This window comes from Burkholderia sp. AcTa6-5, assembly GCF_017815075.1.
GTDB classification, from domain to species: Bacteria; Pseudomonadota; Gammaproteobacteria; order Burkholderiales; family Burkholderiaceae; genus Burkholderia; species Burkholderia sola.
The window spans coordinates 203,365-229,926 of record NZ_JAGIQE010000011.1; the positions used below are offsets into that span (position 1 = coordinate 203,365).

Annotated in this window: 23 protein-coding genes and 1 pseudogene; 7 read left to right on the top strand and 17 right to left on the bottom strand. The window is 67.8% G+C overall.

The features are described 5' to 3' along the window. Positions 1-20: 20 nt before the first annotated feature. Both J8I33_RS17225 and J8I33_RS17230 read right to left on the bottom strand, forming a co-directional pair. Entirely contained in the window at positions 21-1,433 is a 1,413-nt protein-coding gene (locus tag J8I33_RS17225) for a UDP-glucose/GDP-mannose dehydrogenase family protein (protein WP_124553954.1), read from the bottom strand. A gap of 74 nt (positions 1,434-1,507) precedes the next feature. Then, positions 1,508-2,881 carry an undecaprenyl-phosphate glucose phosphotransferase gene (locus J8I33_RS17230; protein WP_050017977.1) on the bottom strand — a complete coding sequence of 458 codons (1,374 nt, stop codon included), beginning with the start codon at positions 2,879-2,881 and terminating at the stop codon, positions 1,508-1,510. Between the two features lie 431 nt (positions 2,882-3,312). On the opposite strand from J8I33_RS17230, the gene J8I33_RS17235 reads away from it, so the two are divergent. Then, positions 3,313-4,854: a mannose-1-phosphate guanylyltransferase/mannose-6-phosphate isomerase gene (locus J8I33_RS17235; protein ID WP_124553952.1), complete on the top strand. Its 1,542-nt coding sequence runs from the start codon at positions 3,313-3,315 to the stop codon at positions 4,852-4,854. 123 nt (positions 4,855-4,977) lie between these two features. Here the strand turns inward: J8I33_RS17235 and J8I33_RS17240 are convergent, their stop codons facing one another. From J8I33_RS17240 to J8I33_RS17275, 8 genes are all read right to left on the bottom strand, one after another. Beyond that, positions 4,978-5,919, bottom strand: a complete 942-nt coding sequence (locus J8I33_RS17240; protein ID WP_050017951.1) for a transposase — start codon at positions 5,917-5,919, stop codon at positions 4,978-4,980. 725 nt (positions 5,920-6,644) lie between these two features. Continuing rightward, entirely contained in the window at positions 6,645-7,226 is a 582-nt protein-coding gene (locus tag J8I33_RS17245) for a DUF3501 family protein (RefSeq protein WP_209938295.1), read from the bottom strand. 28 nt (positions 7,227-7,254) lie between these two features. Next, entirely contained in the window at positions 7,255-8,592 is a 1,338-nt protein-coding gene (locus J8I33_RS17250) for a heterodisulfide reductase-related iron-sulfur binding cluster (protein WP_050017361.1), read from the bottom strand. A gap of 122 nt (positions 8,593-8,714) precedes the next feature. Then, positions 8,715-9,137 (bottom strand): rubrerythrin family protein, encoded by a 423-nt coding sequence (locus J8I33_RS17255; protein ID WP_006479492.1) that lies wholly within the window; start codon positions 9,135-9,137, stop codon positions 8,715-8,717. 264 nt (positions 9,138-9,401) lie between these two features. Further along, a complete protein-coding gene (locus tag J8I33_RS17260; RefSeq protein ID WP_209938297.1) occupies positions 9,402-10,670 on the bottom strand; it encodes an RNA polymerase sigma factor in 1,269 nt (422 codons plus the stop codon). After that, on the bottom strand, positions 10,667-11,083 hold the full coding sequence (locus tag J8I33_RS17265) for a VOC family protein (RefSeq protein WP_050017363.1): 417 nt from the start codon (positions 11,081-11,083) through the stop codon (positions 10,667-10,669). The genes J8I33_RS17260 and J8I33_RS17265 overlap by 4 nt, the downstream gene beginning before the upstream one ends. 26 nt (positions 11,084-11,109) lie before the next feature. Further along, positions 11,110-11,529, bottom strand: coding sequence for a YciI family protein (locus tag J8I33_RS17270; protein ID WP_011548204.1), 420 nt, complete (start codon positions 11,527-11,529; stop codon positions 11,110-11,112). A 125-nt stretch (positions 11,530-11,654) separates the two neighbouring features. Then, entirely contained in the window at positions 11,655-12,008 is a 354-nt protein-coding gene (locus tag J8I33_RS17275) for a YciI family protein (protein ID WP_209938299.1), read from the bottom strand. A gap of 206 nt (positions 12,009-12,214) precedes the next feature. Here J8I33_RS17275 and J8I33_RS17280 point away from each other — a divergent pair, with 206 nt between their 5' ends. From J8I33_RS17280 to J8I33_RS17295, 4 genes are all read left to right on the top strand, one after another. After that, positions 12,215-14,086, top strand: a complete 1,872-nt coding sequence (locus tag J8I33_RS17280; RefSeq protein WP_209938305.1) for an ExeM/NucH family extracellular endonuclease — start codon at positions 12,215-12,217, stop codon at positions 14,084-14,086. Positions 14,087-14,371: 285 nt separating this feature from the next. Further along, the gene (locus J8I33_RS17285; RefSeq protein WP_011548207.1) at positions 14,372-14,758 is read left to right on the top strand and encodes a DUF883 family protein; all 387 of its coding nucleotides are present in this window, start codon (positions 14,372-14,374) and stop codon (positions 14,756-14,758) included. Between the two features lie 64 nt (positions 14,759-14,822). Then, a complete protein-coding gene (locus J8I33_RS17290) occupies positions 14,823-15,407 on the top strand; it encodes a YSC84-related protein (RefSeq protein ID WP_050017366.1) in 585 nt (194 codons plus the stop codon). Between the two features lie 232 nt (positions 15,408-15,639). Next, complete coding sequence (locus J8I33_RS17295) at positions 15,640-16,692, top strand: AI-2E family transporter (protein WP_050017367.1); 1,053 nt, start codon at positions 15,640-15,642, stop codon at positions 16,690-16,692. A gap of 43 nt (positions 16,693-16,735) precedes the next feature. Here J8I33_RS17295 and J8I33_RS34505 read toward each other — a convergent pair. From J8I33_RS34505 to J8I33_RS17320, 6 genes and pseudogenes are all read right to left on the bottom strand, one after another. Beyond that, positions 16,736-16,849: pseudogene (locus J8I33_RS34505) on the bottom strand (thioesterase); the annotation flags it as partial. Positions 16,850-16,933: 84 nt separating this feature from the next. Next, positions 16,934-17,950, bottom strand: a complete 1,017-nt coding sequence (locus J8I33_RS17300; protein WP_124553944.1) for an NADP-dependent oxidoreductase — start codon at positions 17,948-17,950, stop codon at positions 16,934-16,936. A 37-nt stretch (positions 17,951-17,987) separates the two neighbouring features. Further along, positions 17,988-18,776, bottom strand: coding sequence for an SDR family oxidoreductase (locus tag J8I33_RS17305; RefSeq protein WP_050017369.1), 789 nt, complete (start codon positions 18,774-18,776; stop codon positions 17,988-17,990). Between the two features lie 305 nt (positions 18,777-19,081). Continuing rightward, complete coding sequence (locus tag J8I33_RS17310) at positions 19,082-19,672, bottom strand: phosphatase PAP2 family protein (RefSeq protein WP_050017370.1); 591 nt, start codon at positions 19,670-19,672, stop codon at positions 19,082-19,084. Positions 19,673-19,752: 80 nt separating this feature from the next. Further along, on the bottom strand, positions 19,753-21,069 hold the full coding sequence (locus J8I33_RS17315) for an Nramp family divalent metal transporter (protein WP_209938306.1): 1,317 nt from the start codon (positions 21,067-21,069) through the stop codon (positions 19,753-19,755). Continuing rightward, positions 21,018-22,079: a helix-turn-helix domain-containing protein gene (locus J8I33_RS17320; protein WP_209924737.1), complete on the bottom strand. Its 1,062-nt coding sequence runs from the start codon at positions 22,077-22,079 to the stop codon at positions 21,018-21,020. Before J8I33_RS17320 ends, J8I33_RS17315 begins: the two co-directional genes overlap by 52 nt. Positions 22,080-22,626: 547 nt before the next feature. On the opposite strand from J8I33_RS17320, the gene J8I33_RS17325 reads away from it, so the two are divergent. Then, the gene (locus J8I33_RS17325) at positions 22,627-23,028 is read left to right on the top strand and encodes an OsmC family protein (protein ID WP_069618571.1); all 402 of its coding nucleotides are present in this window, start codon (positions 22,627-22,629) and stop codon (positions 23,026-23,028) included. Between the two features lie 105 nt (positions 23,029-23,133). Here J8I33_RS17325 and J8I33_RS17330 read toward each other — a convergent pair whose 3' ends face one another. Beyond that, positions 23,134-24,015, bottom strand: coding sequence for a Dyp-type peroxidase (locus tag J8I33_RS17330; protein ID WP_209938308.1), 882 nt, complete (start codon positions 24,013-24,015; stop codon positions 23,134-23,136). A gap of 489 nt (positions 24,016-24,504) precedes the next feature. Between J8I33_RS17330 and J8I33_RS17335 the strand changes: the two genes are divergently transcribed. After that, on the top strand, positions 24,505-26,367 hold the full coding sequence (locus J8I33_RS17335; RefSeq protein ID WP_209938310.1) for an ABC transporter ATP-binding protein: 1,863 nt from the start codon (positions 24,505-24,507) through the stop codon (positions 26,365-26,367). The last annotated feature ends 195 nt before the right edge of the window (positions 26,368-26,562 follow it).

Sequence of the window (26,562 nt, forward strand, 5' to 3'; positions counted from 1 at the left end):
AACGAGTGACGAAAAACGGGTTACGCGCTCGCGCGCGCGGCGCCCGGCACGCGCGCGGCGACGGCCTGGCGCGAGCCCGGCCGGCCGATCGGGTGGTACTCGATGCCCTGCTCGCTCATCGTCTCCGGCTCGTACAGGTTGCGGCCGTCGAAGATCACGGGCGCCTTCCACAGGCGGCCGAGCGCGACGAAGTCGGGGCTCTTGAACGCCTTCCATTCGGTGACGATCACGAGCGCGTCGGCGTCGCGCGCAGCCTGCGCCTCGTCGTCGACGAACGACAGGCGCTCGAGCCAGCTCGGGTGATCGGCGAGATCGAGCGCGAGCACGCGGCGCGCTTCCTGCTGCGCGACCGGGTCGTACGCGGCGACGCGCGCGCCGCGCGACAGCAGCTCGGCGATCAGCTCGCGGCTCGGCGCCTCGCGCATGTCGTCGGTGTTCGGCTTGAAGGCCAGGCCCCACAGCGCGAACGTGCGGCCGCTCAGGTCCTCGCCGAAACGCGCGACGATCTTGTCGGCGAGCACGCGCTTTTGCGTCGCGTTGACCGACGACACGGCCTTCAGGATCTGCAGCGACTGGCCGTGCTCGTCGGCCGTGCGGATCAGCGCCTCGACGTCCTTCGGGAAGCACGAGCCGCCGTAGCCGCAGCCGGCGTACAGGAAATGGTAGCCGATGCGCGGATCGGAGCCGATCCCGCGGCGCACGGCCTCGATGTCCGCGCCGAAGCGGTCGGCGAGGTTCGCCAGCTCGTTCATGAACGAGATGCGCGTCGCGAGCATCGCGTTCGCCGCGTATTTCGTGAACTCGGCCGAGCGCACGTCCATGTACAGCGTGCGCTCGTGATTGCGGTTGAACGGCGCGTAGAGCTTCTTCATCAGCTCGCGCGCGCGCTCGCCCGGCACGTCGTCGTCGCAGCCGATCACGATGCGGTCCGGCCGCGTGAAATCGTCGACAGCCGCGCCTTCCTTCAGGAATTCCGGATTCGACACGACCGAGAACATCTGGTCGCCGCCGCGCTTCGCGAGCTCCTCGGCAACCGCCGCGCGCACGCGCTCGGCCGTGCCGACCGGCACCGTCGACTTGTCGACGATCACCTTGAAGCCGGTCATGTAGCGGCCGATGTTGCGCGCCGCCGCGAGCACGTATTGCAGGTCGGCCGAGCCGTCCTCGTCGGGCGGCGTGCCGACCGCGATGAACTGCACGTCGCCGTGCGCGACCGCGGCCTCGATGTCGGTCGAGAAGCGCAGGCGGCCGGCCGAGCGGTTGCGCGCGATCACTTCCTTCAGGCCCGGCTCGTGGATCGGCACGCCGCCGTTGTTCAGGATGTCGATCTTTGCCTGGTCGACGTCGAGACAGAACACGTCGTGCCCGATGTCGGCGAGACAGGCGCCGGTGACAAGCCCTACGTAACCGCTGCCGATGATAGTCAGATTCATGATGTGTCGGACCCCTTGACCAATGATTCGAAATTCGGAAAACCGGAATGCCTGTGCGACGCAGCGCGTCGGTGTCAGTACGCGTTGCTGCCGGTGAAGCCTTTCCACAGCGTCAGCACGACGATCTTGATGTCGAGCCAGAACGACCAGTTCTGCATGTAGTACAGGTCGAGCTTCACGCGGCCCATCATCTTCTCGATCTGGTCGGTCTCGCCGCGATAGCCGTTGATCTGCGCCCACCCGGTGATGCCGGGCTTGATCCGGTAGCGGAACATGTAGCCCTTGACCAGATCCTTGTAGATGTCGTCGTGCGCGAGCGCATGCGGGCGCGGGCCGACCACCGACATCTCGCCCTTCAGCACGTTGATGAACTGCGGCAGCTCGTCGAGGCTCGTGCGCCGCAGGAACCGGCCGACCGGCGTCACGCGCGAGTCGTTCTTGGTCGCCTGCGTGACCTGCCCGGCCACTTCCTGGTGCACCTTCATCGAGCGAAACTTGTAGATCTCGAACTCGTGCCCGTCGATGCCCTTGCGCTTCTGCCGAAAGAACACCGGCCCGCGCGAGGTCAGCTTGATCAGCGCCGCGATCAGCACCATCACCGGCGCGAGCGCGGCGAGCGCCGCCAGCGCGAACAGCCGGTCGAACACGAACTTCGGCAGGATCCGCACGTCGGTGATCGGCGACGCCGCGAGGTTGATCGCCGGCACGCCGAGCACCTCGACCACTTCCTGGTTGAAGAACGACAGCGTGCGCACGTCCGGGATGAAGCGGATGTTCACGAAGTCGTGGCGGAACACCGTCACGATCTGGTGAATCCGGCGCTCCTCCGTGATCGGCAGCGTGAGCCACAGCTCGCTGATCGCGCGGCTGCGCACCAGCCACACCAGCGATTCGAACTGCCGCTCGATGCGCACGTCGTCGAGCGCGACTTCGCCCGGCGCCTCGCTTTCGTCGTACACGCACACAGGGTTGAAGCCGGCTTCCGGCCGCGCCCGCATCTGCGCGATCAGCCGCCGCGCCGCCGGCGTGCCGCCGACGATCGCGACCGCCTTCAGGTTGTAGCCGCCGCGGCGCAACTGCCGCAGCACGACGTGCACGCAGGTCTTCGAGCCGGCGAGCAGCGCCATCGTCACGAGCGCCCAGTAGCCGAGCCACAGCCGCGACAGGTCGCCCGACTGGTGAAAACTGAAACTCATCAGGATGCCCGCGAGCTCGACCGCGAGCCACGCGAACGCCACGCGCACCACCAGCCCGACGAGACGCTTGCCGCGCCACGACTGGTAGATGCCGATGGCCGGAAAGAACACGACGACCAGCAGGCAGTCGAACAGCACCGTCGTGCGCTGCAGGTCGCTGAGCCCGATGCTGCCGTCGTGCAACGCGGCCGCGATCAGCGCGCCCGTCACGACCATCGCGATATCGATGACTCTCGCCAGCACGCTCAACATGTCTGTTTCCTCTTCTTTGAACAGGCGTTTGCCGAACAGCGCCTTGCGCGACCCGTGCCGCACATTCGATTCAAACGTTGCATGACGCTATTGAAGCGACAAGAAAATTCATCCTCAAGCGCACAAGTATTTCGAAAAATAATCGGAAATTCTTGCCGCGATCTTTTTTAATTAAATCGGCATGATTTCCCGAATCGGGCTCGATCGGGGATTTTTTCTGAATCTTTACGCTTTCCGCTCGCCCTTTGCGGGCGGGCGCGGCAGGCTGGCGCCGGGAATTATTTTTTATTTTTTTATTTGCGGCCGGTGCTACCGCGGAAAGTTCTTCCAGATGACGGCGCGGCGGATATCCGGCATTGGGTCCGGTTTTATTGTCGATTTACTTCATGCTACAACGACAGGCACTGACTTCAACCGTGGAGAGTGTCATCATGAATGCTCCGGCAGTGGTCGCCGAAACGCGCCATTCTTCTTCCGCCGCACCCGCCGTCGGCACGCCCGCCGTCGGTACCCGCCTCGCCGTGCAGCCCGTGATTCTCGCCGGCGGTTCCGGCACGCGCCTGTGGCCGATGTCGCGCGAGCGCTTTCCGAAACAGCTGATCGGCCTGCTCGGCGATCATTCGCTGCTGCAGTCCACCGCACTGCGCCTCGACGGCCTGATCGCCGATCACCCGCTGAACGACGACGTGCTGATCGTGTGCGGCGAGGATCACCGCTTCACGACCGCCGAACAGCTGCGCCTGACGGCCAAGCACGCGACCATCATGCTCGAGCCGCTCGGCCGCGACACCGCGCCCGCGCTGACGCTCGCCGCGTTGCGGCTCGTCGCCGGCGGCAACGACGCGGTGATGACCGTGATGCCCGCCGACCATGCGGTCGCGGACGTGCCGCGCTTTCACGCGGCCGTCGCGGCCGGCGTGCACTGCGCGGCGCAAGGCAAGATCGCGACGATGGGCATCGTGCCGAAGCACGCGGAAACCGGCTACGGCTATATCCGCGTCGGCGCGCCGCTCGGCGACGCCGGCACGGGCGGCCTCGACGTACGCCGCCTCGACCGTTTCGTCGAGAAGCCGCATCTCGAACTCGCGCAGCAGTACGTCGCGTCGGGCGAATACTGGTGGAACAGCGGGATCTTCATCGTGCGCGCGTCGGTCTGGCTCAAGGCGATCCGGCAGCTCGAACCCGAGATCTACGCGGCCTGCGAACAGGCGGTCGCACAGGGCAAGGAAGACGGCGATTTCTTCCGCGTCGATCGCGATGCGTTCGCCGCGTCGCCGTCGAACTCGATCGACTACGCGGTGATGGAACCGCTCGCGAGCCTGCCGCAACTGTGCGAAAGCGTCGTCGTGCCGCTCGACGCGGGCTGGTCGGACGTCGGCTCGTGGGACGCGATCTGGCAGATCTCGCCGAAGGACGACGCCGGGAACGTCGGCCGCGGGCACGTGCTGTTCGAAGGCGCCGACTCGACGTTCGCGCATTCGGAAAGCCGGCTCGTCGCGTGCGTCGGCACGCAAAACCTGGTCGTCGTCGAAACGCCCGACGCCGTGCTCGTCGCGGATAAATCGCGCGTGCAGGACGTGAAGAAGATCGTCGGGCACATCAAGGCGCGACAAGGCACCGAAGCGACCGATCACCGCAAGGTGCATCGTCCGTGGGGCCACTACGACTCGGTCGACACGGGCGAGCGCTTCCAGGTGAAACGCATCGTCGTGAAGCCGGGCGCGCAACTGTCGCTGCAGATGCACCACCACCGCGCCGAACACTGGATCGTCGTGCGCGGCACCGCGCGCATCACGCGCGGCGACGAAACGTTCCTGCTGTCCGAAAACGAATCGACGTACATTCCGCTCGGCGTGTCGCACCGCCTGGAAAACCCGGGCAAGATGCCGCTCGAGCTGATCGAGGTGCAATCAGGGGCGTATCTCGGCGAGGACGACATCGTCCGCTTCGACGATACCTACGGCCGGCAGTAACGCGTCATGCAATAAAGGGCGCCGCTTCCACAGCGGCGCCCGAGCAAGGCAGACATGGAGACACGGGACTTCCGCGCGGGCGTCGTGGCACACGACGGCCCGCGCGTGACACGGCAACGGCGATCAGCCCACGCGGTACGCGTACTCGCGACGCTCCGCCTGCACGGGATCGTTGCGGCTTTCCGACAACGCGCCCGCGCGACGCTCGGCGATGAAGCGCTTGATGTCCGATTCCGCGCGCGCCAGCGCCGACAAGCCGGCCAGCACTTCGCCCTGCGGCTCGCGCGCCGGTGCGTCGCTCGCACCGTGGCGATCGATCCACTGGCGCGCCCAGTCGAGCGCGTACTGCTCGGCCGCCTCGGCGTCGGTGAAGCGCGGGCCGATCAGGCCCGAGCGTTCGACCCGACGGTCGTCCTGCGAGATCTCGGCCCACGCGCGATACATCAGGTTCTGCACGGGCTGCGCGATGCCGCTGATCGTATAGCCGCGATACTCGTCGACCTGCGGCTCGGCCGCGGCGAAGCTCGCGGCCGACGCCCGCGCATGCCGCAACTCCGCGGCCGGCGCACCGGGCACGGTAAACGACACGTCGGCGCGGCCGTCCATCGGGTCGTCCGCCATCGCGCTCAGCGACGCACCCTCGCCCTGCCAAACGTTTGCCTGCGCGCCTGGCAATTGCCACGACTCGGGGTTCTGCCAGAACACGCCGCGCAGACGGTCGTTGTCGGGCGCGGGCTCCGCGCGGCGGGCCGGCACGACGGCCTCCGGCGGCGGCGGAATATACGCGAACGTGCGCCCGCTGAACTGGGTCAGCACGTCGATCATCTTCAGCAGCGTGCCGTTCGCGAGCCACTCCTCGTAGCGACGGCGGCACGTCGGCCCGGACGGATAGCGGCCGGGCAGCTTGGACCAGGCTTCGCCGGTCGTCAGGATCCAGAGCACCGCGTTCGCGACGACGCGCGGTTCGGCACGTGGACGCCCACGACGGTTCAGCCTGATGGGTTCATCGGCGATCAGCGCTGAAAGGCGAAACCACTCTTCATCGTTAAGCTCATCGAAGAACATAGTCAATCTCTCCACGCAGCCAGGCCGGGGCTGCGATTGGCGGCGCCGTCACGACACATCGCGTCGCGGGGCGGCCAGGTTGCACATTATGGTTATCCGGCGTTGTGCATACCGGGCGACACCGCACTTTCACGGTGCCGCGATTCCCGGCAATGGCGCACAAATCGCGGTCTCACTCCAATGTGGGAATTTTTGTGCACGAAGCATACCATCCTCAGGGTTTATCTCAATATGACAATGACTTAATGTTACGCACTGAAACAACCTGCCATCGGCGAGCAATCCATTTACGCTTGAATTTTTTTGCGGGATCTTTATGCCGACGGCTGCAAAGGCCCGTCTGGCGGGGCTCCGCAGCGTCTGAAGAATGCGCTGAAACGGCAGTTTCCGCCTGCTCCGACCCTAGCCGGCAAGCTCTTCCGGAAGGGTTACGGGGAATCGGTAAATCAGGGAAAAATTCGTAACAAGTTATTCACGAATCGGTAAATCATTCAATTTGACCTGAATCAAATTATCTCGATGCACAATCTTTTTATTGTTTCGCTGCGAGGAATGAAAATACGCTGACGCCGCGCGCCCACTCTGTCCCCGCATGCAAATCCGTCACGCTTGTTACATTTTCGCCGCAACCGGCAAGCGGCCGCGCCGCAGGGCTGCGACGCGGCTGTTTCGGGTCCGAACGGAAAGGGGGAAGCCGGCTTGCGCGGCTCGCGACGACGGCGGCGCTAGCGCAGATCGCCTGCCAGCGACGCGGTCACGTCCGCGTCGATGCGCTGCGCGGGCATCGTGTAGGCCGGATGATCGCAGCCGATCGACAGCGCCGCCCCGCCCTTGAGCGCCGCGCGCATCGGCGCATCGAACTCGAAGCGGACGAAGTGCACGGCCGACGTCTTCTCCGCGTTGTCGCGCTCGAGATCCTCGTCGGCGATCGCGTAGACGCTCGCGTGCCCGTCGACCCGCAGGTACACGCGATCCTCGACACCGATCAGCCGCGCGAGCGCCGCGCGCCGTTCGATCTCGTGCTCGTACTCGATCTGCATCGTCGCCTTCAGGTTGGTGCCGTCGGGCACCAGCGGCAGATACGCTTCCAGTTCCCCTTCGATGCCGGCTTCGTCGAAGATTTTCTCGATATGCAGCATCTCGTGGATCTGATAACGGATCGTCGTCTCGTCCTCGAACATAAAACGCAGGTGGTTGCCGAGCGCCACCGCGCGGCGGCGCTTGTACGCGACGAGTCGCGCGTGTTCGGCCTTGCGGATCTTCGCGTACGCTTCGAGCGTCAGCAGGGAGTCGCGGGTCAGCGTCATGGAAGTCCTCGTGATGGTCGGCCGCCGCTCAGATGCCGTACGCGCGCCGCAGCAGCGTCAGCGGATGCGCGAGCGGCGCCGGCGGCAGCCCGTTCTCGTCGATGCCCTGCACGATGTGATGGCCGGCGAGCGCGCAGTCGGACGACACGACGTCCGGCCGCGGCTCGGCCATCGCCTTGAACACCGGCGTGCCGATCCGCATCGCGTCCGCATGAAATTCCTTCTTCACGCCGAACGTGCCCGCGTGGCCCGAGCAACGCTCGACGACGGTCACGCGCGTATCGGGCACGAGCGACAGCGCATCGGCCGTCTTGCGGCCGATGTTCTGCACGCGCGCATGGCACGGCACGTGATACGACACACTGCCGAGGCCGGTCTTGAAATCGGTCTTCAGCAGCCCGTCGCGATGGCGCGCGATCACGTATTCGAACGGGTCCCAGAACGCGTCGGCCACCGCGCGCACGGCCGGGTCGGCGGGAAACATCAGCGGCAGCTCGCTCTTGTACATCAGCACGCAGCTCGGGATCGCGCCGATCAGCGCATAGCCTTCACGTGCGTAGCGTTCGAGCACCGGGATGTTCACCGCCTGCTTCGCGGCGACGCCGGCGAGGTTGCCTTGCTCCAGCAGCGGCATCCCGCAGCACGCTTCGCGCGTGACGAGTTCGTACGGGATCTCGTTGTGCGCGAGGATCGCGAGCAGGTCGTGGCCGATCCCCGGCTCGTTGAAATTCACGTAGCACGTCGCGTAGATCGCGACCTTGCCGGGCGTGCGTTCGCCGTCGCGCACGGGCGGGTTCGCCGAGCGCTCGGCTGCGCGCCGGAACGTGCGCGGCGCGAACTCCGGCAGCCACGCATGGCGATCGACGCCGAGCGCCGCTTCGAGCGCGTGGCGCGCGGGCGGCGTGCGGTTCACCGCGTTGATCGTCTGCGTGACGACCGGAATGCCGGCGAAATGGCCGAGCGCATCGGTATTCGACAGCACCTTGTCGCGCAGCGTCGCTTCGCCGCGCTTGTAACGCGCGGCCTTGCCGCGCAACATCAGGTGCGGGAAGTCGACGTTCCATGCATGCGGCGGCACGTACGGGCATTTCGTCATGTAGCAGAGGTCGCACAGATAGCACTGGTCGACGACCTTGCCGAACGCTTCCTTCGGCACGTCCTCGACGTCGCCCATCGGCGTGTCGTCGACCAGGTCGAACAGCGCCGGAAACGCGCCGCACAGCGACACGCAGCGCCGGCAGCCGGCGCAGATGTCGAATACGCGGGTCATTTCCGCATCGATCTCGGCCTGGTCGTAGAACGCTTCGGACTGCCAGTCGAGCGGATGCCGGGTCGGCGCTTCGAGACTGCCTTCCTTGTGGGGCATGGGGCGCTCCCGCATGACGCGCATGTGCGCAAGCGCACCGCCCGCACGATGCGGGCGGCGATGAACGAACAGCCGGCCGCGTGCCGGTCGCACGGCGATGCCGTACGGCCCGCGGCGGCCCGTCAGTCGACGAGACTGTCGAGCGCCTTCGTGTAGCGGTTCGCGTGGCTGCGTTCGGCCTTCGCGAGCGTCTCGAACCAGTTCGCGATTTCGTCGAACCCCTCGTCGCGCGCGGTTTTCGCCATGCCCGGATACATGTCGGTGTATTCGTGCGTTTCGCCGGCGATCGCCGATTCGAGATTCAGCCGCGACGAACCGAACGGCAGGCCCGTGGCCGGATCGCCGACGGTTTCCAGGTATTCGAGATGGCCGTGCGCATGACCGGTTTCGCCTTCGGCGGTCGAGCGGAACAGCGCGGCGACGTCGTTCTGCCCCTCGACGTCGGCCTTCGACGCGAAATACAGATAGCGCCGATTCGCCTGCGATTCGCCCGCGAATGCGGCCTTCAGGTTCTCTTCGGTCTTGCTGCCCTTGAGTTGAGCCATTTGCGCCTCCGTTCGAGTCGGCGCGGCCGCGTGCGACGCCGGGCCGATCAGATATGTGGGGAACGATGCGTGCGCCGGGCGCGCGTCGTGCTCTTCAATCTAGGCGCTCGCGTTCGCATCCCCCAATAGGCTTTTTCAATGCGGGCGATAGTGTCGGGGGGCGGTGTGCGGCGGATGGCGGGAAGACGGGCGCCATGCGGTGCGCGGGAGCGGACGGGACGGCGGGTAGTGTGCGGTGCGCGGCGGCGCCGCGCGCGTCACGCGTCACGCATCCATCGCGCGCTTCAGCAGCAATTCGCGCTCACGCTCGTTGCGCGTCAGTTCCGCCGCGCGGCGGAATTCCAGCTTCGCCTCGTCGGCGCGGCCGAGCTTCGCGAGCAGATCGCCGCGCACGCTCGGCAGCCAGTGATAGCGCGCGAGCGCCGGATCGTCGCGCAGCACGTCGACGAGTTCGAGCGCGGCGGCCGGCCCGAACGCCATCCCCACCGCGACCGCGCGATTCAGCTCGACGACCGGCGACGGCGCGACTTCGGCGAGCGCGTCATACAGCGCGACGATCTGCGCCCAATCCGTGTCCGCCGCGTGCCGCGCCCGCGCGTGGCACGCGGCAAGCGCGGCCTGCAGCGCATACGGCCCGCGCACGCCGCCGAGCTTCGTCGCCCGCTCCAGCGCCGCGAGGCCGCGCCGGATCAGCAACGGATCCCAGCGGCTGCGGTCCTGGTCGAGCAGCAGCACGGGCCGGCCCTGCGCGTCGACGCGGGCATGCATGCGCGACGCCTGCAACTCCATCAGCGCGACGAGCCCGAGCACTTCGCTTTCGTCCGGCGCGAGGCCGGCCAGCACGCGGCCGAGCCGCAACGCCTCGTCGCACAGCGCCGGGCGCATCCAGTCGTCGCCCGCCGTCGCCGCATGGCCTTCGTTGAACACGAGATAGATCACTTCGAGCACCGACGCGAGCCGCGCGGGCCGCGCATCGGCGGCCGGCACCTCGAACGGCACGTGCGCGGCCGCGAGCGTGCGCTTCGCGCGCACGATCCGCTGCGCGATCGTCGGCTCCGGCGTCAGGAATGCGCGCGCGATCTCGCCCGTCGTCAGCCCGCCGAGCAGCCGCAGCGTCAGCGCGACGCGCGCGTCGGTCGACAGCACCGGGTGGCACGACGTGAAGATCAGCCGCAGCAGATCGTCGCCGATGTCGTCGTCGCGCGCGTCGGCGAGCGCATCGGCGATGTCGGGGACGACGTGCGCTTCGAGCGCGTCCATCTCGTGGCCAAGCTGGTCGCGCTTGGCCAAATGAAGCGACTCCTGCCGGACCCGGTCGAGCGCGCGACGCTTCACGGCCGTCATCAGCCAGGCGGCCGGGTTGTCGGGCACGCCGTCGACGGGCCAGTGCTCGAGCGCCGCGACGAGCGTGTCCTGCGCCAGTTCCTCGGCCACGCCGACGTCGCGCACCACGCGCGCGGCGCGCGCGATGATCTTCGGCGCCTCGATTCGCCAGACCGCTTCGATCGCACGATGCGTCGCCTCATGCGTCACGACGCCTGCCCCTGGGCGGACGCCTCCAGCGGCATGGCCATCAGTTCCCACGTGTGGCCGTCCGGATCGGTGAACCCGTGGCCGTACATGTTCGGGTACTCGCGCGGCGCCTGCGGCGCGGCCCCGCCGGCCGCCAGCGCCTTCGCGACGAGCGTGTCGACTTCGGCGCGGCTATCGCACGACAGGCACGACAGCACCTGGATGTGCGTCGCCGGATCGATGATGGTCTTGTCGGTGAAGGTCTGGAAAAACGGCCGCACGAGCAGCATCGCGAAGATCGCATCGCTGATCTTGATGCAGGCGGCCTGCTCGTTGGTATAGGCCGGCACGACCTCGAAGCCGAGCGCCTGGTAGAACGTCTTCGCGCGCGGCAGGTCGGCTACCGGCAGGTTGATGAAAACCATCTTGTGCATGACGGGTGCTCCCGGTGAGATTGGATTCAGGCGTGGCTGCGGCCGACGTGGAGATCGCGGAACCGCTCGACCGCGTCGCTCGGCGTCAGGTCGTCGAGCTCGAACAGCGGCCGCACCTCGATCTCGCAATCGAGCTCGGCGCCGAACGGCGCGGGGAACCGGCGCGTCCATTCGAGCGCCTCGTCGCGCGAGCGCACCTGGATCAGCGTGTAGCCGGCGATCAGTTCCTTCGTTTCGGCGAACGGGCCGTCGATCACCGTGCCCTTGCCGCCCGTGTAGCGCACGCGCCAGCCGTGGGCGCTCGGCCTCAGGCCGTTGGCGTCGAGCAGCACGCCGGCCTTCGCCAGTTCCTCGTGATAGACCGTCATCGCCTCGACCAGCCGGTTGTCCGGCAACGCGTCGGATTCGCTGACGGCATTCGCCCGGATCATGATCATGAATCGCATCGTTCACTCCTTGTCGTCGGTGGAAAGCGGCGCCCGTTCCGTGGCGCCTTACCCGGACGACGGGCGGAAGACGGCCGGATCGACACGCGCCACGACAAATCAGGGTAAATACCGAGTCGCGACGCTCACAGAAAGCACGGGCCGACCGCGCGCACCTCGACCGTGCACCATTGCGCGGCCGGGCACTGGCGCGCGATTTCGATCGCTTCGTCGCGCGTGTCGACGTCGACGAGGAAGAAGCCGCCGACCATCTCCTTCGCCTCCGCGAACGGCCCGTCGAGCAGACGCGTCTCGCCGTCGCGCACCTGCACGCGCGTGCCGCGCTCGGACCGTTCCAGCGACTCGACGCCGCGCAGCACGCCGCGCGCCTTCAGCGACTCGGCGAAATCGACCATCCGCGCATAGAGCGCCTGGCCTTCGTCGAGCGTGCGCTCGGCGCGCTGCTCGGTCGGTTCGACAATCAACAGCATGTAAGACATGGATTTCTCCTGTGGGAACGGGGTGCGGCGACATGCAGCGGACGAGCGGCACACGACGCCCGGTGCGAAAGCGTAACAGCCGCGGGGCGGCTTGCCGCATCGTTGGCCAACCGGCAATGGCCGAACGGCCATTTCGGCCGCAGCCTGACATTTTGCCTTCAAGATGCGGTCCCGAACTGTCGGATTTTCATCCTGTGGACCTTCCCATGTCACGCCCGCTCCCCCTGCTTGCCGTCGCGCTGTTCCTCGTGTTGTCCGCCGTGCTGTCCGTGGCCTTCTGCGCGCGGTCGACCCCCGCCGCGCTGCCGGTCGGCAGCGGTTGCGGCGGCCCCGCCACGGCGATCGCCGAGATCCGCCGCACCGGCGGTCCGTCGCGGCTCGCCGGGCAAACGACGTCGATCGAAGCGGTCGTCACCGCGGCGTTCGGCGGCGCCGACGGCCTCGGCGGCTTCTTCGTCCAGCAGGCCGACGCGCAACGGCAACACCGGCCGGGCGTTCCGGAAGGCCTGTTCGTCTACGCACCGAATGCGCGCGCAGAACCCGGCGATCTCGTGCGTCTGACCGGCAAGGTCGACGAGAAATACGGCCGGACGCAGCTCACGCTGTCGGGCCGCGTGGCCGTCTGCGCACGCGGGCAGACGGTCACGCCGGCCGCGCTCGCGCTGCCGGTTGCGTCGCCCGCCGTCCTCGCCGCGCACGAAGCCATGCGCGTACGCCTGCCGCAAACGCTGACGGTCAGCGATACCTACGAACTCGGCCGCTACGGCAGCATCGTGCTGAGCAACGGCCGGCTGCGCGTGCCGACCCAGGTCGCGCCGCCGGCCGACGCTGCCGCGCAGGCAGCGGCCAACGCATTGAATCGCCTCGTGCTCGACGACGGTTCGAACCGCCGCGACCCGGCGACCGTCCGCTATCCGCCGCCCGCGCTGAACGCCGCCAACACGCTGCGCGCGGGCTACACGGTACGCGGCGTCGAAGGCGTGCTCGAGTTGCGCTACGGTACATGGCGGCTGCAACCGGTGGCCGGCGCGGCGCCCGTATTCAATGCCGCCGCGAACCCGCGCACCGCGGCGCCGGCCCGGCATCCCGATGCCGACGTGCGCATCGTGTCGTTCAACGTCTTCAACTATTTCAACGGCGACGGCCGTGGCGGCGGATTCGACGCGCCGGCCAACCGCGGCGCGAAAACGCCCGCCGCGTTCGCGCGGCAGGAAGCGAAGATCGTCGCGGCGTTGCGCGCGCTGCGCGCCGACGTGATCGGGCTGATGGAAATCGCGAACAACGGCCACGGCGACGCGAGCGCCATCCGTCGGCTCGCCGCGCAACTCGGCGACGGCTGGCGCGCGGTCGATCCCGGCACCGCGCGCCTGGGCCGCGACGCGATCGCGGTCGCGCTGCTGTACGACAGCCGCACGATCGAGCCGGTCGGGCGCGCCGCCACCGTCTCGCTCGGCGGCCGGCACCGCCCGCCGCTCGCGCAGACATTCCGGCGCATCGGCGGCACGCGTGCGTTCACGGTCGCGGTCAATCACCTGAAGTCGAAGAACTGCCCGCACGCGAGCGGCGCCGATCTCGACCAGTCGGACGGCCAGGGCTGCTGGAATGCGGCGCGCACGCGGGCGGCCGCACGCGTCGCCGACTGGCTCGCCACGTCGCCGACGGGCGTCGCGGCCGACGGCGTGCTGCTGATCGGCGATCTGAACAGTTATGCAAAGGAAGACCCGGTCCGCACGCTCGAAGCGCGCGGCTACGCGAACCTGGTTGCGCACTTCGTCGGCGATACTGCGTACAGCTACGTATTTCGCGGCGAAGCCGGCAATCTCGACCACGCGCTCGCCACGCCGCCGCTCGCCGCGCGCGTGAAGGCCGTGCGGTTCTGGCACATCAATGCGGACGAACCGGTCGCGCTGCAATCCGTGCCCGATTACAAAACGCGCACGCGACGGTCGGCTTATTACGCACCGGACGCCTACCGCTCGTCGGACCACGATCCCGTCGTCATCGACGTCGCACTGAACGATACCGGCCCGCAGCCGGCATCAGGCACGAATCGTGCGCCTCGACCGGGCGTCGAGTAGTGCATTTGCATCAGCGCTCAACCTGCAACGGCACTATTTACCTGATGCCGGTGGCGGCGCCATATTTACCGCACCTTCACTGCGATCCGCTGCTCGACACGCTGTATCGCCCCGACGCGCGAAATTTTTTCAACCGCAGCGCCGCCCCGCGCGACGGGGTTTCCCGGCGATCCTGCCGACGAATTGAAAATTTGTCTCGAAACTCAATCGGATCAAGTGAATCACATCAGTTGCAGCGATTCGTCTTATCTTCAAATTGCCTGGAATCAAAGGAGGATAAACATCATGGCGCTTACCGACTCGATCGAACACAAGCTGGACCGCGGGCTGTCCGATATCCGTCGCACCGGCCGACGCGTGGGCCGCACGACGCGCGCGGCTGCCCGCGATCTGCATGCCGACGTGACCGACGATCTGCGCGGGCTAGTCGACGAACTGGAAGATCTGCTGAAAAACGATGGCGATGGCGATATCGCCGCACTGCGCAAGCGCGTGCAATCCCGCCTCGATGAAGCACGCGGCGCGCTCGACTATGCGTCGGGCAGCGCGGCCGCCCGGCTGCGCGATTCGGCCGAACGCGTGTCGCAAGTCGTGCACGAGAACCCGTGGCAAACCGCCGGCGTCGTCGCGGGCCTTGCGTTCGTTGCGGGCCTGCTCCTTTCCCGCCGTTGAACGGGGCGGCGTGTACCGCCGCCCGCCTCGCCCGTCACCCATCAGACAACGAAGGAGAAACGCCATGCAGAAATCCCTCGCCATGAAAGCCGCCGCCGCCGTGATGCTCGGCAGCCTCGCCCTCGCCGGTTGCACGACCACGTCCGGCAAACCCGATAGCGCCGCGGCCAGCGCGTCGAAGCGCGAGTCGATCGACGCCAGCGTGAATGCGACGCTGTCGCGCCTGTATTCGACGGTGCCCGGCTCGCGCGACCTGGTCTCGAAAGCACGCGGCGTCCTCGTGTTCCCGAATGTGCTGCAAGCCGGCTTCATCGTCGGCGCCCAGTCCGGCAACGGCGCGCTGCGCGTCGGCGGCAGCACCGTCGGCTACTACAACACGTCGTCGCTGTCGGTCGGCCTGCAGGCCGGCGCGCAATCGAAGGCGGTCGTGTTCCTGTTCATGACGCAGGATGCGCTCGACTCGTTCCGCAAGTCGGACGGCTGGTCGGCCGGCGCCGACGCGTCGGTCGCGGTCGTGAAGGTCGGCGCGAACGGCGCGGTCGACTCCAACACGGCTACCGCACCGGTGGAAGTGCTGGTCCTGACCAACGCGGGCCTGATGGGCGACCTGTCGGTGAACGGCACGAAGGTCACCAAGCTCAACATCTGACGATCCGGCACGCGGCCTCGCGCCGCGTTCGCTTCCCGGCAGCGCCGCGGCCCCGGCCGCGGCGTTTTCGCATGTGTCTCACGCAGCGGCTATGATGGCGGCACCTTTGCGGGCATACTCCGCATGGGCCGCCCGGCCGCGCATTGCGCCGCGAACCTGACGTTCGCGAACCGATCGCGCGCGGGGCAACGAGATTCAATCAAACCACGCATCAATCTGCGCGAATGTACCCATGGATAGCGGACACGATCACCAAAAATTCTTCTACTTCCTGCTGTTCGCGGTCACCGTCGGACTCTGCTGGATCCTCGCGCCATTCTCCGGCGCCGTCTTCTGGGGCACCATTCTCGCGATCCTGTTCCAGCCCGTGCAGCGCTGGCTCGCCGCACGCTTCGGCAAGCGGCGCAATCTGGCCGCGCTCGTCACGATGTCGCTGATCATCCTGATCGTGATCCTGCCGCTCGTGTTCGTCACGGCGACGCTCGTACAGGAAATCGCGTACGTGTACCAGGAACTCAAGGATGCGCAGCCGAATTATTCGCAGTACTTCCATGACATCATCCACGCGCTGCCGACGTCGATCCAGAACCTGCTGCAGAAATACGGGCTGACCAACATCCCGGGCATCCAGAAGAAGCTGACCGACGGCGCCGCGCAGATCAGCCAGTTCGCGGCCACCCAGGCGCTCAGCATCGGCCAGAACACGTTCCAGTTCGTCGTGAGCTTCGGCGTGATGCTGTACATGGTGTTCTTCCTGCTGCGCGACGGCGGCGAGATCGGCCGCCGCGTGCGCCGCGCGCTGCCGCTCGACGAAGAGCACAAGAACCTGCTGCTCGCGAAATTCACGACGGTCGTGCGCGCGACCGTGAAGGGCAACATCGCGGTCGCGCTCGTCCAGGGCGCGCTCGGCGGGCTGATCTTCTGGATCCTCGGGATCGAGGGCGTCGTGCTGTGGGGCGCGCTGATGGCGTTCCTGTCGCTGTTGCCCGCGATCGGCGCGAGCCTCGTGTGGGTGCCGGCCGCGCTCTACTTCCTGATGATCGGCGCGGTATGGAAGTGCGTGATCCTCGTCGCGTTCTGCGTCGGCGTGATCGGCCTCGTCGACAACCTGCTGCGCCCGATCCTCGTCGGCAAGGACACGAAGATGCCCGACTGGGTCGTGCTGATCTCGACGCTCGGCGGGATGGCGCTGTTCGGCATCAACGGCTTCGTGATCGGGCCGCTCGTCGCCGCGCTGTTCATGGCGAGCTGGGACATCTACGCGCGCGCCGAACAGGGCGAATGACGCGCGGCCGGCCGGCGATCCGCATGCGTGCGGACCTCGCCGGTCAAGGATGACGGATAGGGATCACGACGGGCGCCACGGCGCCCGTTGCTTCATCCGCCGCATCCGTCATCACGCCGCCATACGGGCCGACGCGATGCGCGCGGCCCGGCGTCAGCCATGTGCAACTGCGGCCGGATTGATCGAACTTGGCTCGCTCGATACGCGCCCGCGGCCCGATCCGACAGGCGGGACACGCCCGTCACGCGTCCGGATCGACGCGCAGCACCAGCTTGCCGCGATGGTCGCCGTCGAACAGGCGATTCAGCACGTCGGGCGCGTTTTCGAGACCGTCGGCCACGGTTTCCTCGGCCTTGAGCCGGCCGTCGCGCAGCCAGCCCGCGAGCGTCTGCACGGCTTCGCGGCTCTTGCGGTAGTCGAGGATCAGGAAGCCGCGCATCGTCAGCCGCTTCGAGATCAGCACGCCGACGTCGTCGGCCGCGCGGCCGCTGTTGTAGTTCGAGATCACGCCGCACAGCGCGACGCGCCCGCCGATCACCATCCGCGACAACACCGCGCGCATCACCTCGCCGCCGACGTTCTCGAAGTTCACGTGCACGCCGTCCGGCGTCGCCGCCTTCAGTTGCTGGCGGAAATCGTCGGCCTTGTAGTCGACGGCCGCGTCGAAGCCGAGCGTCTCGGTCAGGTAGCGGCACTTGTCCGCGCCGCCCGCGATGCCGACCACCCGTGCGCCGTGGATCTTGCCGATCTGCCCGGCGATCGAGCCGACCGAGCCGGCCGCCGCCGACACGACCAGCGTTTCGCCCGGCTGCACCGGCGCGATGTCGGTCAGCCCGTAGTACGCGGTCAACCCGCTCATCCCGCACGCGCCGAGCAGCGTCGGCAGCGGCAGGCCCGACTGCGCGGGCAGCTTCACGAGCTGCGCGGCCTGCTCGGCCGGCACGACCGCGTAGTCCTGCCAGCCGACGAGCCCCTGCACGAGGTCACCCTCCGCGAACCCCGCGTTACGCGACGCGATCACGCGGCCGATCCCGAGCGCGCGCATCACCTCGCCGATCGCGACGGGCGGCAGGTACTGCGGCACGTCGCTCATCCATACGCGGTTGGTCGGGTCCATCGACAGATACAGCACGCGCACGAGCACCTCGCCGTCGGCGAGCGCCGGCACCGGCGTCTCGACGAGCGAAAAATGTTCGCGGCCGACCCGCCCTTCCGGGCGCGTCTTCAATAGCAGCTGGCGGTTCACGGGTGTCGACATGCTGTTCTCCTCCAATCGTTGTGGTTCGGGATGCGCGTCAGACCGCGCACATGCCGCCGTCGATCACGAGTTCGGCGGCCGTCACGAAGCGGCTCTCGTCGGACGCGAGATACACGGCCGCATGCGCGACGTCGTCCGGCTCGCCGAGCCGGCGCAGCGGAATGCCGCGCGCGAGCTTGCGCGTCGCGTCGCGTTCGCCGAGCGACTGGAACAGCGGCTCGACGATCCCCGTGCGGATGAACGCCGGGTGAATCGAATTGCAGCGCACGTCGATCTCGCGGCGCGCGCAATCGATCGCGACCGACTTCGTCAGCGACGCGACCGCCGCCTTCGATGCGTTGTACGCGGTGAAATCCGGTTCGACCTTGAACGCGGCGACCGACGAAATGTTGATGATCGATGCGGGATGGCTCTCGGCCAGATACGACAGCGCATGCTTGCAGCCGAGCACGATGCTCTCGACGTTGATCGCCATCACGCGGCGCCATTCGTCCAGCTCGATTTGCGCGGGCGAGCCGATCGAGCCGACGCCCGCATTGTTGACGAGCACCGACAGGCCGCCCATCGCATCGGTCGCCTGCACGAGCAGCGCCTGCCAGCGCGCTTCGTCGCGCACGTCCTGGGTCGCGGCGAACGCGACCGGCGTCGCGTGGCCCGCGTTGAGCTCCTGCGCGAACGCGTCGAGCACCGCCGCTTCCGCGATATCGGTCACGAACACGCGCGCGCCCTGCTCGACCATCCGGCGCGCGATCGCCCGGCCGAGGCCGCCCGCGGCGCCCGTGATGTATGCGCACTTGCCGGCGAGGCGCGGAGAAACGATTGTCATGTGTCTGCTCCTGTCTTGAATCGTCGTCGCGGAACGCTGCTGCGACGGGGTGTGCGTGCTTTCCGCGCCTTCAGTGCCGCTGCCGGCCGACGTGCGCCGATGGCCGGTGCGCCGACATGACGACGCGCCACACGGTTTCCGCGAGTATATCGAGACGAACGCGACGAACGCGACGCACGCGTGCCCGGCCGGGCAGGCTGTCCGCGGTTGAACGACGGCCAGCGTACGCGAATGCACCCGATCGATGAGCCGGACGAACCCCAGCGGCAGAAAGGCGGCGCCGGCGCACCCGCCATCGGCACCGGTCAGAACCGGTCGCCCGACGGCGCGCGCACGAACGCGCAGAGCTGCGGCGAATGCGTGTCGATCATCTGCTGGAACGGCGCGCGGTGCCCGTACGCGATGCCCGACACCAGCAGCAGGCAGGCCGCCGCGACACGCGGCGAGAATGCGCGCTGCCGCGCGCCGTCGTAGCCGCGCAGGAACACCAGCGCGACCAGCGCGCCGAGCATCCAGCCGGCGACGACTTCCGGCACGGTGTGCGAATGATCGAACACGCGCGCGACGGCCGTGATCGCGCCGACGGCCAGCCCGGCCGCGATGCCGGGCGCCCTGCCCGGCCGGAACGCCTGCCACAGCATCGACAGCGCGACCGTCCACACGGACGTCGACAGCATCGTATGGCCGCTGATCACGCGGAAATCGAATTGCGGAAGCTCGATCCCGCATCCGGCATAGAGAATCTTCGTCGCGCCGACGACGCCCATGCCGGCGGCCAGCAGCACGCCCCAGCGAACGGCGAGGCGCCAGTCGGTCAGCACGAGCCATGCCGCGCAGGTCAGCGCGATCGGCAAGGTCAGCGCGGCATCGCCGATATTGCTGATTTCACTCCACATAACGGACTTCGGGGTCGATCGAAAGGCCGCAGTTTACCGCATGCGCGCCGCACGCCTGTGTCAGCCTGTGACAGGCTGTATCAGCCCGCGACACCGGTAATCAGCAGCAGGTTCGTGCCGGTGATCACGGCGAACAGCGCCCATGCGGCCGCCTGCATCCCGCGGCCGATCGCGTGGTCGCCCATCGTGTTGCGGTCGCTGACCGAGCGGATCAGCGGCCACATCGCGAACGGCAACTGCAGGCTCAGCAGCACCTGGCTCCAGACGAGCAGTTGCCCGACCGAGCCGTCGCCGAGCCACAGCACGCCGATCAGCGCCGGCACGAGCGCGAGCCCGCGCGTGATCAGCCGGCGCTGGTAGCACGGGATCTTCGTATGCAGGAAGCCGTCCATGATGACCTGACCGGCGATCGTGCCGGTCAGCGTCGAGCTCTGCCCCGATGCGAGCAGCGCGATGCCGAACAACAGCGCGGCCGCGCCGCCGGCGATCGGCGTGATCAGCCGGTACGCCTGTTCGATGTCGGTCACGTTGTGCTGGCCCGTCGCATGAAACGCGGCGCCCGCGACGACGAGGATCGCCGCGTTGACCAGCATCGCGACGAACAGCGACACGCAGGTATCGATGCGCACGAGGCCCAGCGTGTCGCGGATCACGCCGCGCGCGCCGCCGACCACATGCCGCGTCTGCACGACCGACGAATGCAGATACAGGTTGTGCGGCATGATCGTCGCGCCGACGATGCCGAGCGCGAGCACGATCGCGTCCTTGCGATCGCGGCCCGGGTCGCCCGGCACGAGCCCGCCGATCACCGCGTGCCAGTCGGGCGGCGTGATCGCCACCTGCGCGACGAAGCAGAACGCCATCGTCGCGATCAGCCCGAGCACGATCGCCTCGATCTGCCGGAACCCCTTGCCCTGCAGGCCGAGCACGATCACCGTGTCGAGCGCGGTGAGCACGACGCCCCACGCGAGCGGCACGCCGAGCAGCAGCTTGAACGCGAGCGCGCAGCCGAGCACTTCCGCGATGTCGCACGCGATGATCGACACTTCGGCGGTGATCCACTGCACGACGCGGCCGAACCGGCCGTAGCGGTCGTAGCTGGCCTGCGCGAGATCCTTGCCCGCGACGAGGCCGAGCCGCGCCGCGAGCATCTGCAGGAAGATCGCCGCGAGGCTCGAGAACGCGACGACCCACAGCAGCGAATAGCCGAACTGCGAGCCCGCCTGGATATCGGTCGCCCAGTTGCCGGGATCCATGTAGCCGATCGCGACCAGCAGGCCGGGGCCGAAGAAACGCTTGAGCTTCTGCCAGCGCGGCGCGGCCGCGTCGATCGTGATGCTGCCCTTTACTTCCGACGGGCAGAAAGGGGCGGTGGCGGTAGAGGGGAGGAAGGGCATGGAAACCGGGAATCGAGGTCGCGACACGACGATTCTACGGGTATCCGTCCCGTTTTCCCGCGCGCGGTCGCGCACGCGTCGCATTCCGCCCCCTCGCCGACGCAGCACGCAGCGGCCGGCCCGTCATCCGGGTCGGGCGACGCCGCGTCGTGCGCGAGGATTTTTTCCCGCTCGGCGACGCGAAATTCGGTCGGCGACATCAGCAGGCGCTGGCGAAACAGCTTCGCGAGCCGCTCGCCGCTGCCGAACCCGGTGCGCCGCGCGACCTTGTCGGCCGGCAGCGTCGTATGGATCAGCATGTGGCACGCCCGTTCGAGCCGCACGTGCTGGACGAACTCGGTCGGCGTCACGCCGATTTCCTTCTTGAAGCGCCGCAGGAAATTGCGCTCGCTCATCGCGGCCGCCTGCGCGGCGTTCGCGATCGAGATGCGGTTCACGCTCTGCGCGCGCAGCCGCTGCGCGGACATCCGGATCGACGGGCTCGCGCTCAGTTCGCGGAACGCCCACATCGACTGAACATAGCGCTGCTCGACCGGCCGCGCCATGTTGCTGGCGATCTCCCGCGCGGCGCCATCGCCGAGGTCCGCACGGAACATGTCGAGCGCGGCGGCAAACACGTCGGTCTCGCCGGCCCGCGATTCGATGGTCGTGGCGGCGCGGCGCCGGGCGCTGCCCGGCCGCGCGTCGATCGACGACGGCCGCTGCGTGGCGGCGAGCGCGGGCAGGTCCATCGCGTCGACGATCCAGCGCGCATGCTGGCGAATGTCGGCCAGGCGCCGTTGCAATGCGTCGTCCCAGTTGACGGCCGCGCGGTCGCCATGAAGATGAAAGAACGCGAGCGCGCGGCGGCTGTGTTCGTCGCCGAGCGGATCGGCCGCGATTCTCACGCCGGACGACGACTGCAACAGTCCTCCGCTTTCGGATACGTACTTGAGCTGGTAATCCACGCCGTACCCATGCAGGCGATTCGCCAGGTTGAAGGCCTCGCCGAGACGCGCGGCCTGGGCCAACGAAAACCCCGTACTCAAATAGATAATGACCCACCGCTGATCTGCTGCATTCACTGGCCAAGCCCCCGACTTGTTCGACTTCTTCTAATACCGTCGAACTGTCAGGCTTATATTTGGTTTGAATGCGTGCGACAGGACGGCTATCCCGAAATATGAAGCGACGGCATCTTAGCCGAACGGGTAGCGCCTTTGGCGCGAAATGGCCGACGGGGACAGCATGATGGCGGATTACTACAGGCTGCCGCATGCCGCTGGTATGCCGATACAGAATCGCGTATGCGATGCGGCCGATTATTGCAGCCGTCATGCTTAATGACGTGCGTGTTCGATTGCGTTACATCGGCAAAGCGAACGCTCGCGTATCGACGCGAACGGCATCGACGTGCATCGAACGCGTGCGAACGCATCGCCGCGCGCGTGCGCAGCAGCGCCGGCATCGCCGACGCGTAGCGCGCTGCGCGCGCCCGCGCGGCCGGAACGGTATGCTGACGGCTGCACGCCGCCACGCGGCGCCCGCTTTCCTTTATTTGCTTCCCGGAGACCTGCCATGTCCCTGATCCACGCCGCCGCCGTCCTCGATGCCGACGCGCCCGACTACGTCGTCCAGTTGCAGGCCGGCACGCATGCGCTGACCGGCGACGAAGCGCCGCGCGAAGGCGGCCAGGATCGCGGGCCGGCGCCGTACGAGTTCGTGCTGGCCGGGCTCGCGCAATGCACGGCGGCGACGCTGCGTATGTACATGCAGCGCAAGACGTGGCCGGCCGCGCGCATCGCGGTGCGCACCGAGCTGCATGCCGATCGCGAAGGCGTGCAGTACGTGCGCCGCGTCGTGACGCTCGACGGCCCGCTCGACGACGCGCAGCGCCAGCGTCTCGCGGAAATCTGCGAGAAAACCCCGGTGACGCAGTTCATCAAGCGCGGCACGCGGATCGACACGACGCTGAACTGACGCACGCGGCAGTCCGCACGCACTGCCGCTTGAAAGCTTGAAAAACGAAACGGGCGGGCCGCGCATTCCGGCGCGACCCGCCCGTTCGTCGATCCCGCCCGGCGCTTACAGTCCGAGCGCGGCGAGGTCCAGCTTGCCGTCCTTCATCGGCGGGCACCAGAAATACGCGCCCGTCAGCGGCCGCGTGAAGCGGAACAGGCCGTCGACGATCCCGTCTTCCGCGCCGCTCATCCGGCGCATCTGCACGTCGAATGCGCGGAACGAGCAGCCGAACGCGACGAAGTACAGGCCCGCCCGGCGCGTGTCCGACCACGGCGACGAACGGCGCAGCATGAACGCCTCGGGCGCGAAGCTTTCCTGCGCGGTGCGCTTCACGTGCGCGAATTCGGGCGCGTCGTCGAGTTCCTCGTTGTCCGAACGGCGACGCCCGATGATGTGGTCCATGTCGCCCGACGGAATGCGCTCCATCTGGTCGAAGTCGTGCACCCACTGCTGCACCGCGACGAAACTCGAGCCGTCGAGCCCCGCGCCCTGCCCCGTGACGATCGCCGCGGCCACCGCGTCGTCGCCTTCCGGGTTCTCGGTGCCGTCCTCGTAGCCGGACAGGTCGCGATCGTTCGAATAGCGGAAGCCATCGACGGCCTCCTGCAGCGCGAACGCCGGCGCGAGCGCGCGTTCGATCGCCCGCGCGCGCAGCACGATCTCGCCGCGGTCGTCCGAGCGCAGCCAGACCCACACGTCGGCCGGCGTCATCGGCAGCGTACGGTCGTTCACCGAGAACGCCGGATAGTCGGTCAGGCCCGGCACCGGGTGCCCGAGCCAGGCGGCCAGCGCGTGTCCGAAACCGACCACCGTGTCGCGTCCGTCGACGATCTCGCGCAGCGCGGCCAGCGCCGCGGCGATATTGCCGTCGTTCGACATCGTGAAAGTGAGGTATCGGGCTACCGTATCGATCGGAGCCAGGATGCCTTGCTGAACGTCGCTCATCGTATCCTCGGGAATGGTTCGGAGTGAATCCGGGCGGCCGCGCGTCGTCGCGCGCCGCGGACGCGGAAGTGTAATCGATGCGCGCGCCGGCTCCGCACCCGCCATCGCGCAACGTACGCGAAAAGGGGCCAAAACCCGGAATACTCACCGTATCGACGCAGCAACGCCGTATTCGTCAGACGTTGCGGCGCGCGCGACTGTCCTGATAAAATCGCTGCACGTCTTTTCGGCGTCCTTTCATTCAACCGTTCACTTCAGGGAGGTGCAGATGTTCCGAATGCCAGCAACCTTCCCGAACGTGGTCTCGCGGCGCAGCTGATCCAGCCCGCCGTCCGCGCCGGCTTCCGAGTTTTCCGCTAACCCGTCAGCCGCGCTTTTCCCGACAGCCCGTTTCGTTCCACCCCGCGTGTGTCGCGCGGCCCGGCTGTTGCGTTTTCGACGTTCTCCGAACCGGAAAGTCCCGTCGCGCGATGCGCCGGGCAACAATACATGACCAGAAAAAGCTCCCATCTGGGCGGCCACGCATTCCAGGCCGTCTTCGGCTTCACCATCCGTTACTGGCGCAAGCAGCCGGCGCGCATCGCCACGGTCGCGAGCCTCGCGCTGCTCGCCGCGCTCGCCGACGTCCTCACGCCGCTGTTCGCCGGCCGCCTCGTCGACGCGCTGTCGACCGGCCTCACCGACCGCGCCGCCGCGTGGCATTCGGCCCTCGTCGCGTTCGGCACGCTCGCCGCGCTCGGCATCGGCGCGACGGTGCTGCGCCAGGGCGTCTACCTGAACATCATCACGCTCACGCTGAAGATGATGAGCGAGATCGCCGCCGCGTCGTTCCACCGCGTGCAGCGCTTCTCGACCGACTGGCACGCGAACAGCTTCGCGGGCTCGACCGTGCGCAAGATCACGCGCGGGATCTGGGCGCTCGACCTGCTCAACGACACCGTGCTGATCGCGCTGCTGCCGTCGGTCACGATGCTCGTCGGCGCGACCGTGCTGCTCGGCACGCACTGGCCGGTGATGGGGTTCGTCGTCGGCGCGGGTTCGCTGCTGTACATCTCGGTGACGGTCGCCGTGTCGCTCGGCATCGTCGCGCCGGCCGCCCGGCTCGGCAACCTGTGGGACACGCGCATGGGCGGCGCGCTGGCCGACGCCGTGAGTTGCAACGCGGTCGTCAAGGCGTTCGGCGCGGAAACGCGCGAGGAAGCGCGGCTCGCTCGCGTGATCGGCAAATGGCGGCAGCGCACGCGCCGCACGTGGGTGCGTGGCACGTTCAACGGCGGGCTGCAAGGCGCGATGCTCGTCGCGATGCAGGCCGCGATGATCGGCGTCGCGCTGCGGCTGTGGATGAACGACGAGGCGAGCGTCGGCGACATCGCGTTCGCGCTGACGATGTTCTTCATGCTGCAGGGTTACCTGCGCGACGTCGGCATGCACATCCGCAACCTGCAGCGCTCGGTGAACGACATGGAAGAGCTCGTCGCGCTCGAACGGCAGCCGCTTGGCATCGACGATCGCCCCGGCGCGCCGGCGATCCGGATCGGGCAAGGCGAGATCCGCTTCGAGCACGTGACGTTCCGCTACGGCAACCATCCGGTGCCGCTGTACGACGATTTCTCGATGCGGATCGCGCCCGGCGAACGCGTGGGCCTCGTCGGCCATTCGGGGTCGGGCAAGACGACGTTCATCAAGCTGATCCAGCGCCTGTACGACGTGTCGGGCGGCCGCATCACGATCGACGGCCAGGACATCGCGCAGGTGCGGCAGGATTCGCTGCGCAGCCAGATCGCGATCGTCCAGCAGGAGCCCGTGCTGTTCCACCGCACGCTCGCGGAGAACATCGCGTATGCGCGCCCCGATGCGAGCCGCGCCGACATCGAGCGCGCCGCGCGTCTGGCGAGTGCGCACGACTTCATCGCCGCGCTGCCGGACGGCTATGACACGCTCGTCGGCGAACGCGGGATCAAGCTGTCGGGCGGCGAGCGCCAGCGCGTCGCGATCGCGCGCGCGTTCCTCGCCGATGCGCCGATCCTGATCCTCGACGAAGCGACGTCGAGCCTCGACAGCGAAAGCGAGCTGCTGATCCAGCAGGCGATGGAGCGGCTGATGGTCGGCCGCACGACGCTCGTGGTCGCGCACCGGCTGTCGACCGTGCGCGCGCTCGACCGGCTGCTGGTGCTCGATCGCGGCAAGGTGATCGAGGAAGGCAACCACGACGCGCTGATCCGCATCGACGGCGGCATCTATCGCCGGCTGTTCGAACGGCAAGCGCTGGAGCTCGCGAAGGGGCTCGCCGATTCGCCTCGGCGCGTGGCGGATCGCGATGCCGGGGCGCTGGGGGAGCCGGCTGAGGTTTGATGCAAGCATGGCGCGATGCAGCCTGGCGGCGCGGTCATCGCCGCCGGGCCGTGTCGGCGAGCCAGCGGATCCGGATCGAGGCCGTGCCACGTGCACGGCCTTTTTTGTGGTTCATCGAGGATTACCGGGGAACGCGGCGCGGATCTTGAGGAAGAAGTATTCCTCGTCGCGGTACCCGTAGGCCCGACGCTTGAT

Coding starts and splice junctions, on each gene's coding strand:
- J8I33_RS17225 (WP_124553954.1), bottom strand. CDS start 1,433: ATGAATCTGACTATCATCGGCAGCGGTTACGTAGGGCTTGTCACCGGC.
- J8I33_RS17230 (WP_050017977.1), bottom strand. CDS start 2,881: ATGTTGAGCGTGCTGGCGAGAGTCATCGATATCGCGATGGTCGTGACG.
- J8I33_RS17235 (WP_124553952.1), top strand. CDS start 3,313: ATGAATGCTCCGGCAGTGGTCGCCGAAACGCGCCATTCTTCTTCCGCC.
- J8I33_RS17240 (WP_050017951.1), bottom strand. CDS start 5,919: ATGTTCTTCGATGAGCTTAACGATGAAGAGTGGTTTCGCCTTTCAGCG.
- J8I33_RS17245 (WP_209938295.1), bottom strand. CDS start 7,226: ATGACGCTGACCCGCGACTCCCTGCTGACGCTCGAAGCGTACGCGAAG.
- J8I33_RS17250 (WP_050017361.1), bottom strand. CDS start 8,592: ATGCCCCACAAGGAAGGCAGTCTCGAAGCGCCGACCCGGCATCCGCTC.
- J8I33_RS17255 (WP_006479492.1), bottom strand. CDS start 9,137: ATGGCTCAACTCAAGGGCAGCAAGACCGAAGAGAACCTGAAGGCCGCA.
- J8I33_RS17265 (WP_050017363.1), bottom strand. CDS start 11,083: ATGCACAAGATGGTTTTCATCAACCTGCCGGTAGCCGACCTGCCGCGC.
- J8I33_RS17270 (WP_011548204.1), bottom strand. CDS start 11,529: ATGCGATTCATGATCATGATCCGGGCGAATGCCGTCAGCGAATCCGAC.
- J8I33_RS17275 (WP_209938299.1), bottom strand. CDS start 12,008: ATGTCTTACATGCTGTTGATTGTCGAACCGACCGAGCAGCGCGCCGAG.
- J8I33_RS17280 (WP_209938305.1), top strand. CDS start 12,215: ATGTCACGCCCGCTCCCCCTGCTTGCCGTCGCGCTGTTCCTCGTGTTG.
- J8I33_RS17285 (WP_011548207.1), top strand. CDS start 14,372: ATGGCGCTTACCGACTCGATCGAACACAAGCTGGACCGCGGGCTGTCC.
- J8I33_RS17290 (WP_050017366.1), top strand. CDS start 14,823: ATGCAGAAATCCCTCGCCATGAAAGCCGCCGCCGCCGTGATGCTCGGC.
- J8I33_RS17295 (WP_050017367.1), top strand. CDS start 15,640: ATGGATAGCGGACACGATCACCAAAAATTCTTCTACTTCCTGCTGTTC.
- J8I33_RS17300 (WP_124553944.1), bottom strand. CDS start 17,950: ATGTCGACACCCGTGAACCGCCAGCTGCTATTGAAGACGCGCCCGGAA.
- J8I33_RS17305 (WP_050017369.1), bottom strand. CDS start 18,776: ATGACAATCGTTTCTCCGCGCCTCGCCGGCAAGTGCGCATACATCACG.
- J8I33_RS17310 (WP_050017370.1), bottom strand. CDS start 19,672: ATGTGGAGTGAAATCAGCAATATCGGCGATGCCGCGCTGACCTTGCCG.
- J8I33_RS17315 (WP_209938306.1), bottom strand. CDS start 21,069: ATGCCCTTCCTCCCCTCTACCGCCACCGCCCCTTTCTGCCCGTCGGAA.
- J8I33_RS17325 (WP_069618571.1), top strand. CDS start 22,627: ATGTCCCTGATCCACGCCGCCGCCGTCCTCGATGCCGACGCGCCCGAC.
- J8I33_RS17330 (WP_209938308.1), bottom strand. CDS start 24,015: ATGAGCGACGTTCAGCAAGGCATCCTGGCTCCGATCGATACGGTAGCC.
- J8I33_RS17335 (WP_209938310.1), top strand. CDS start 24,505: ATGACCAGAAAAAGCTCCCATCTGGGCGGCCACGCATTCCAGGCCGTC.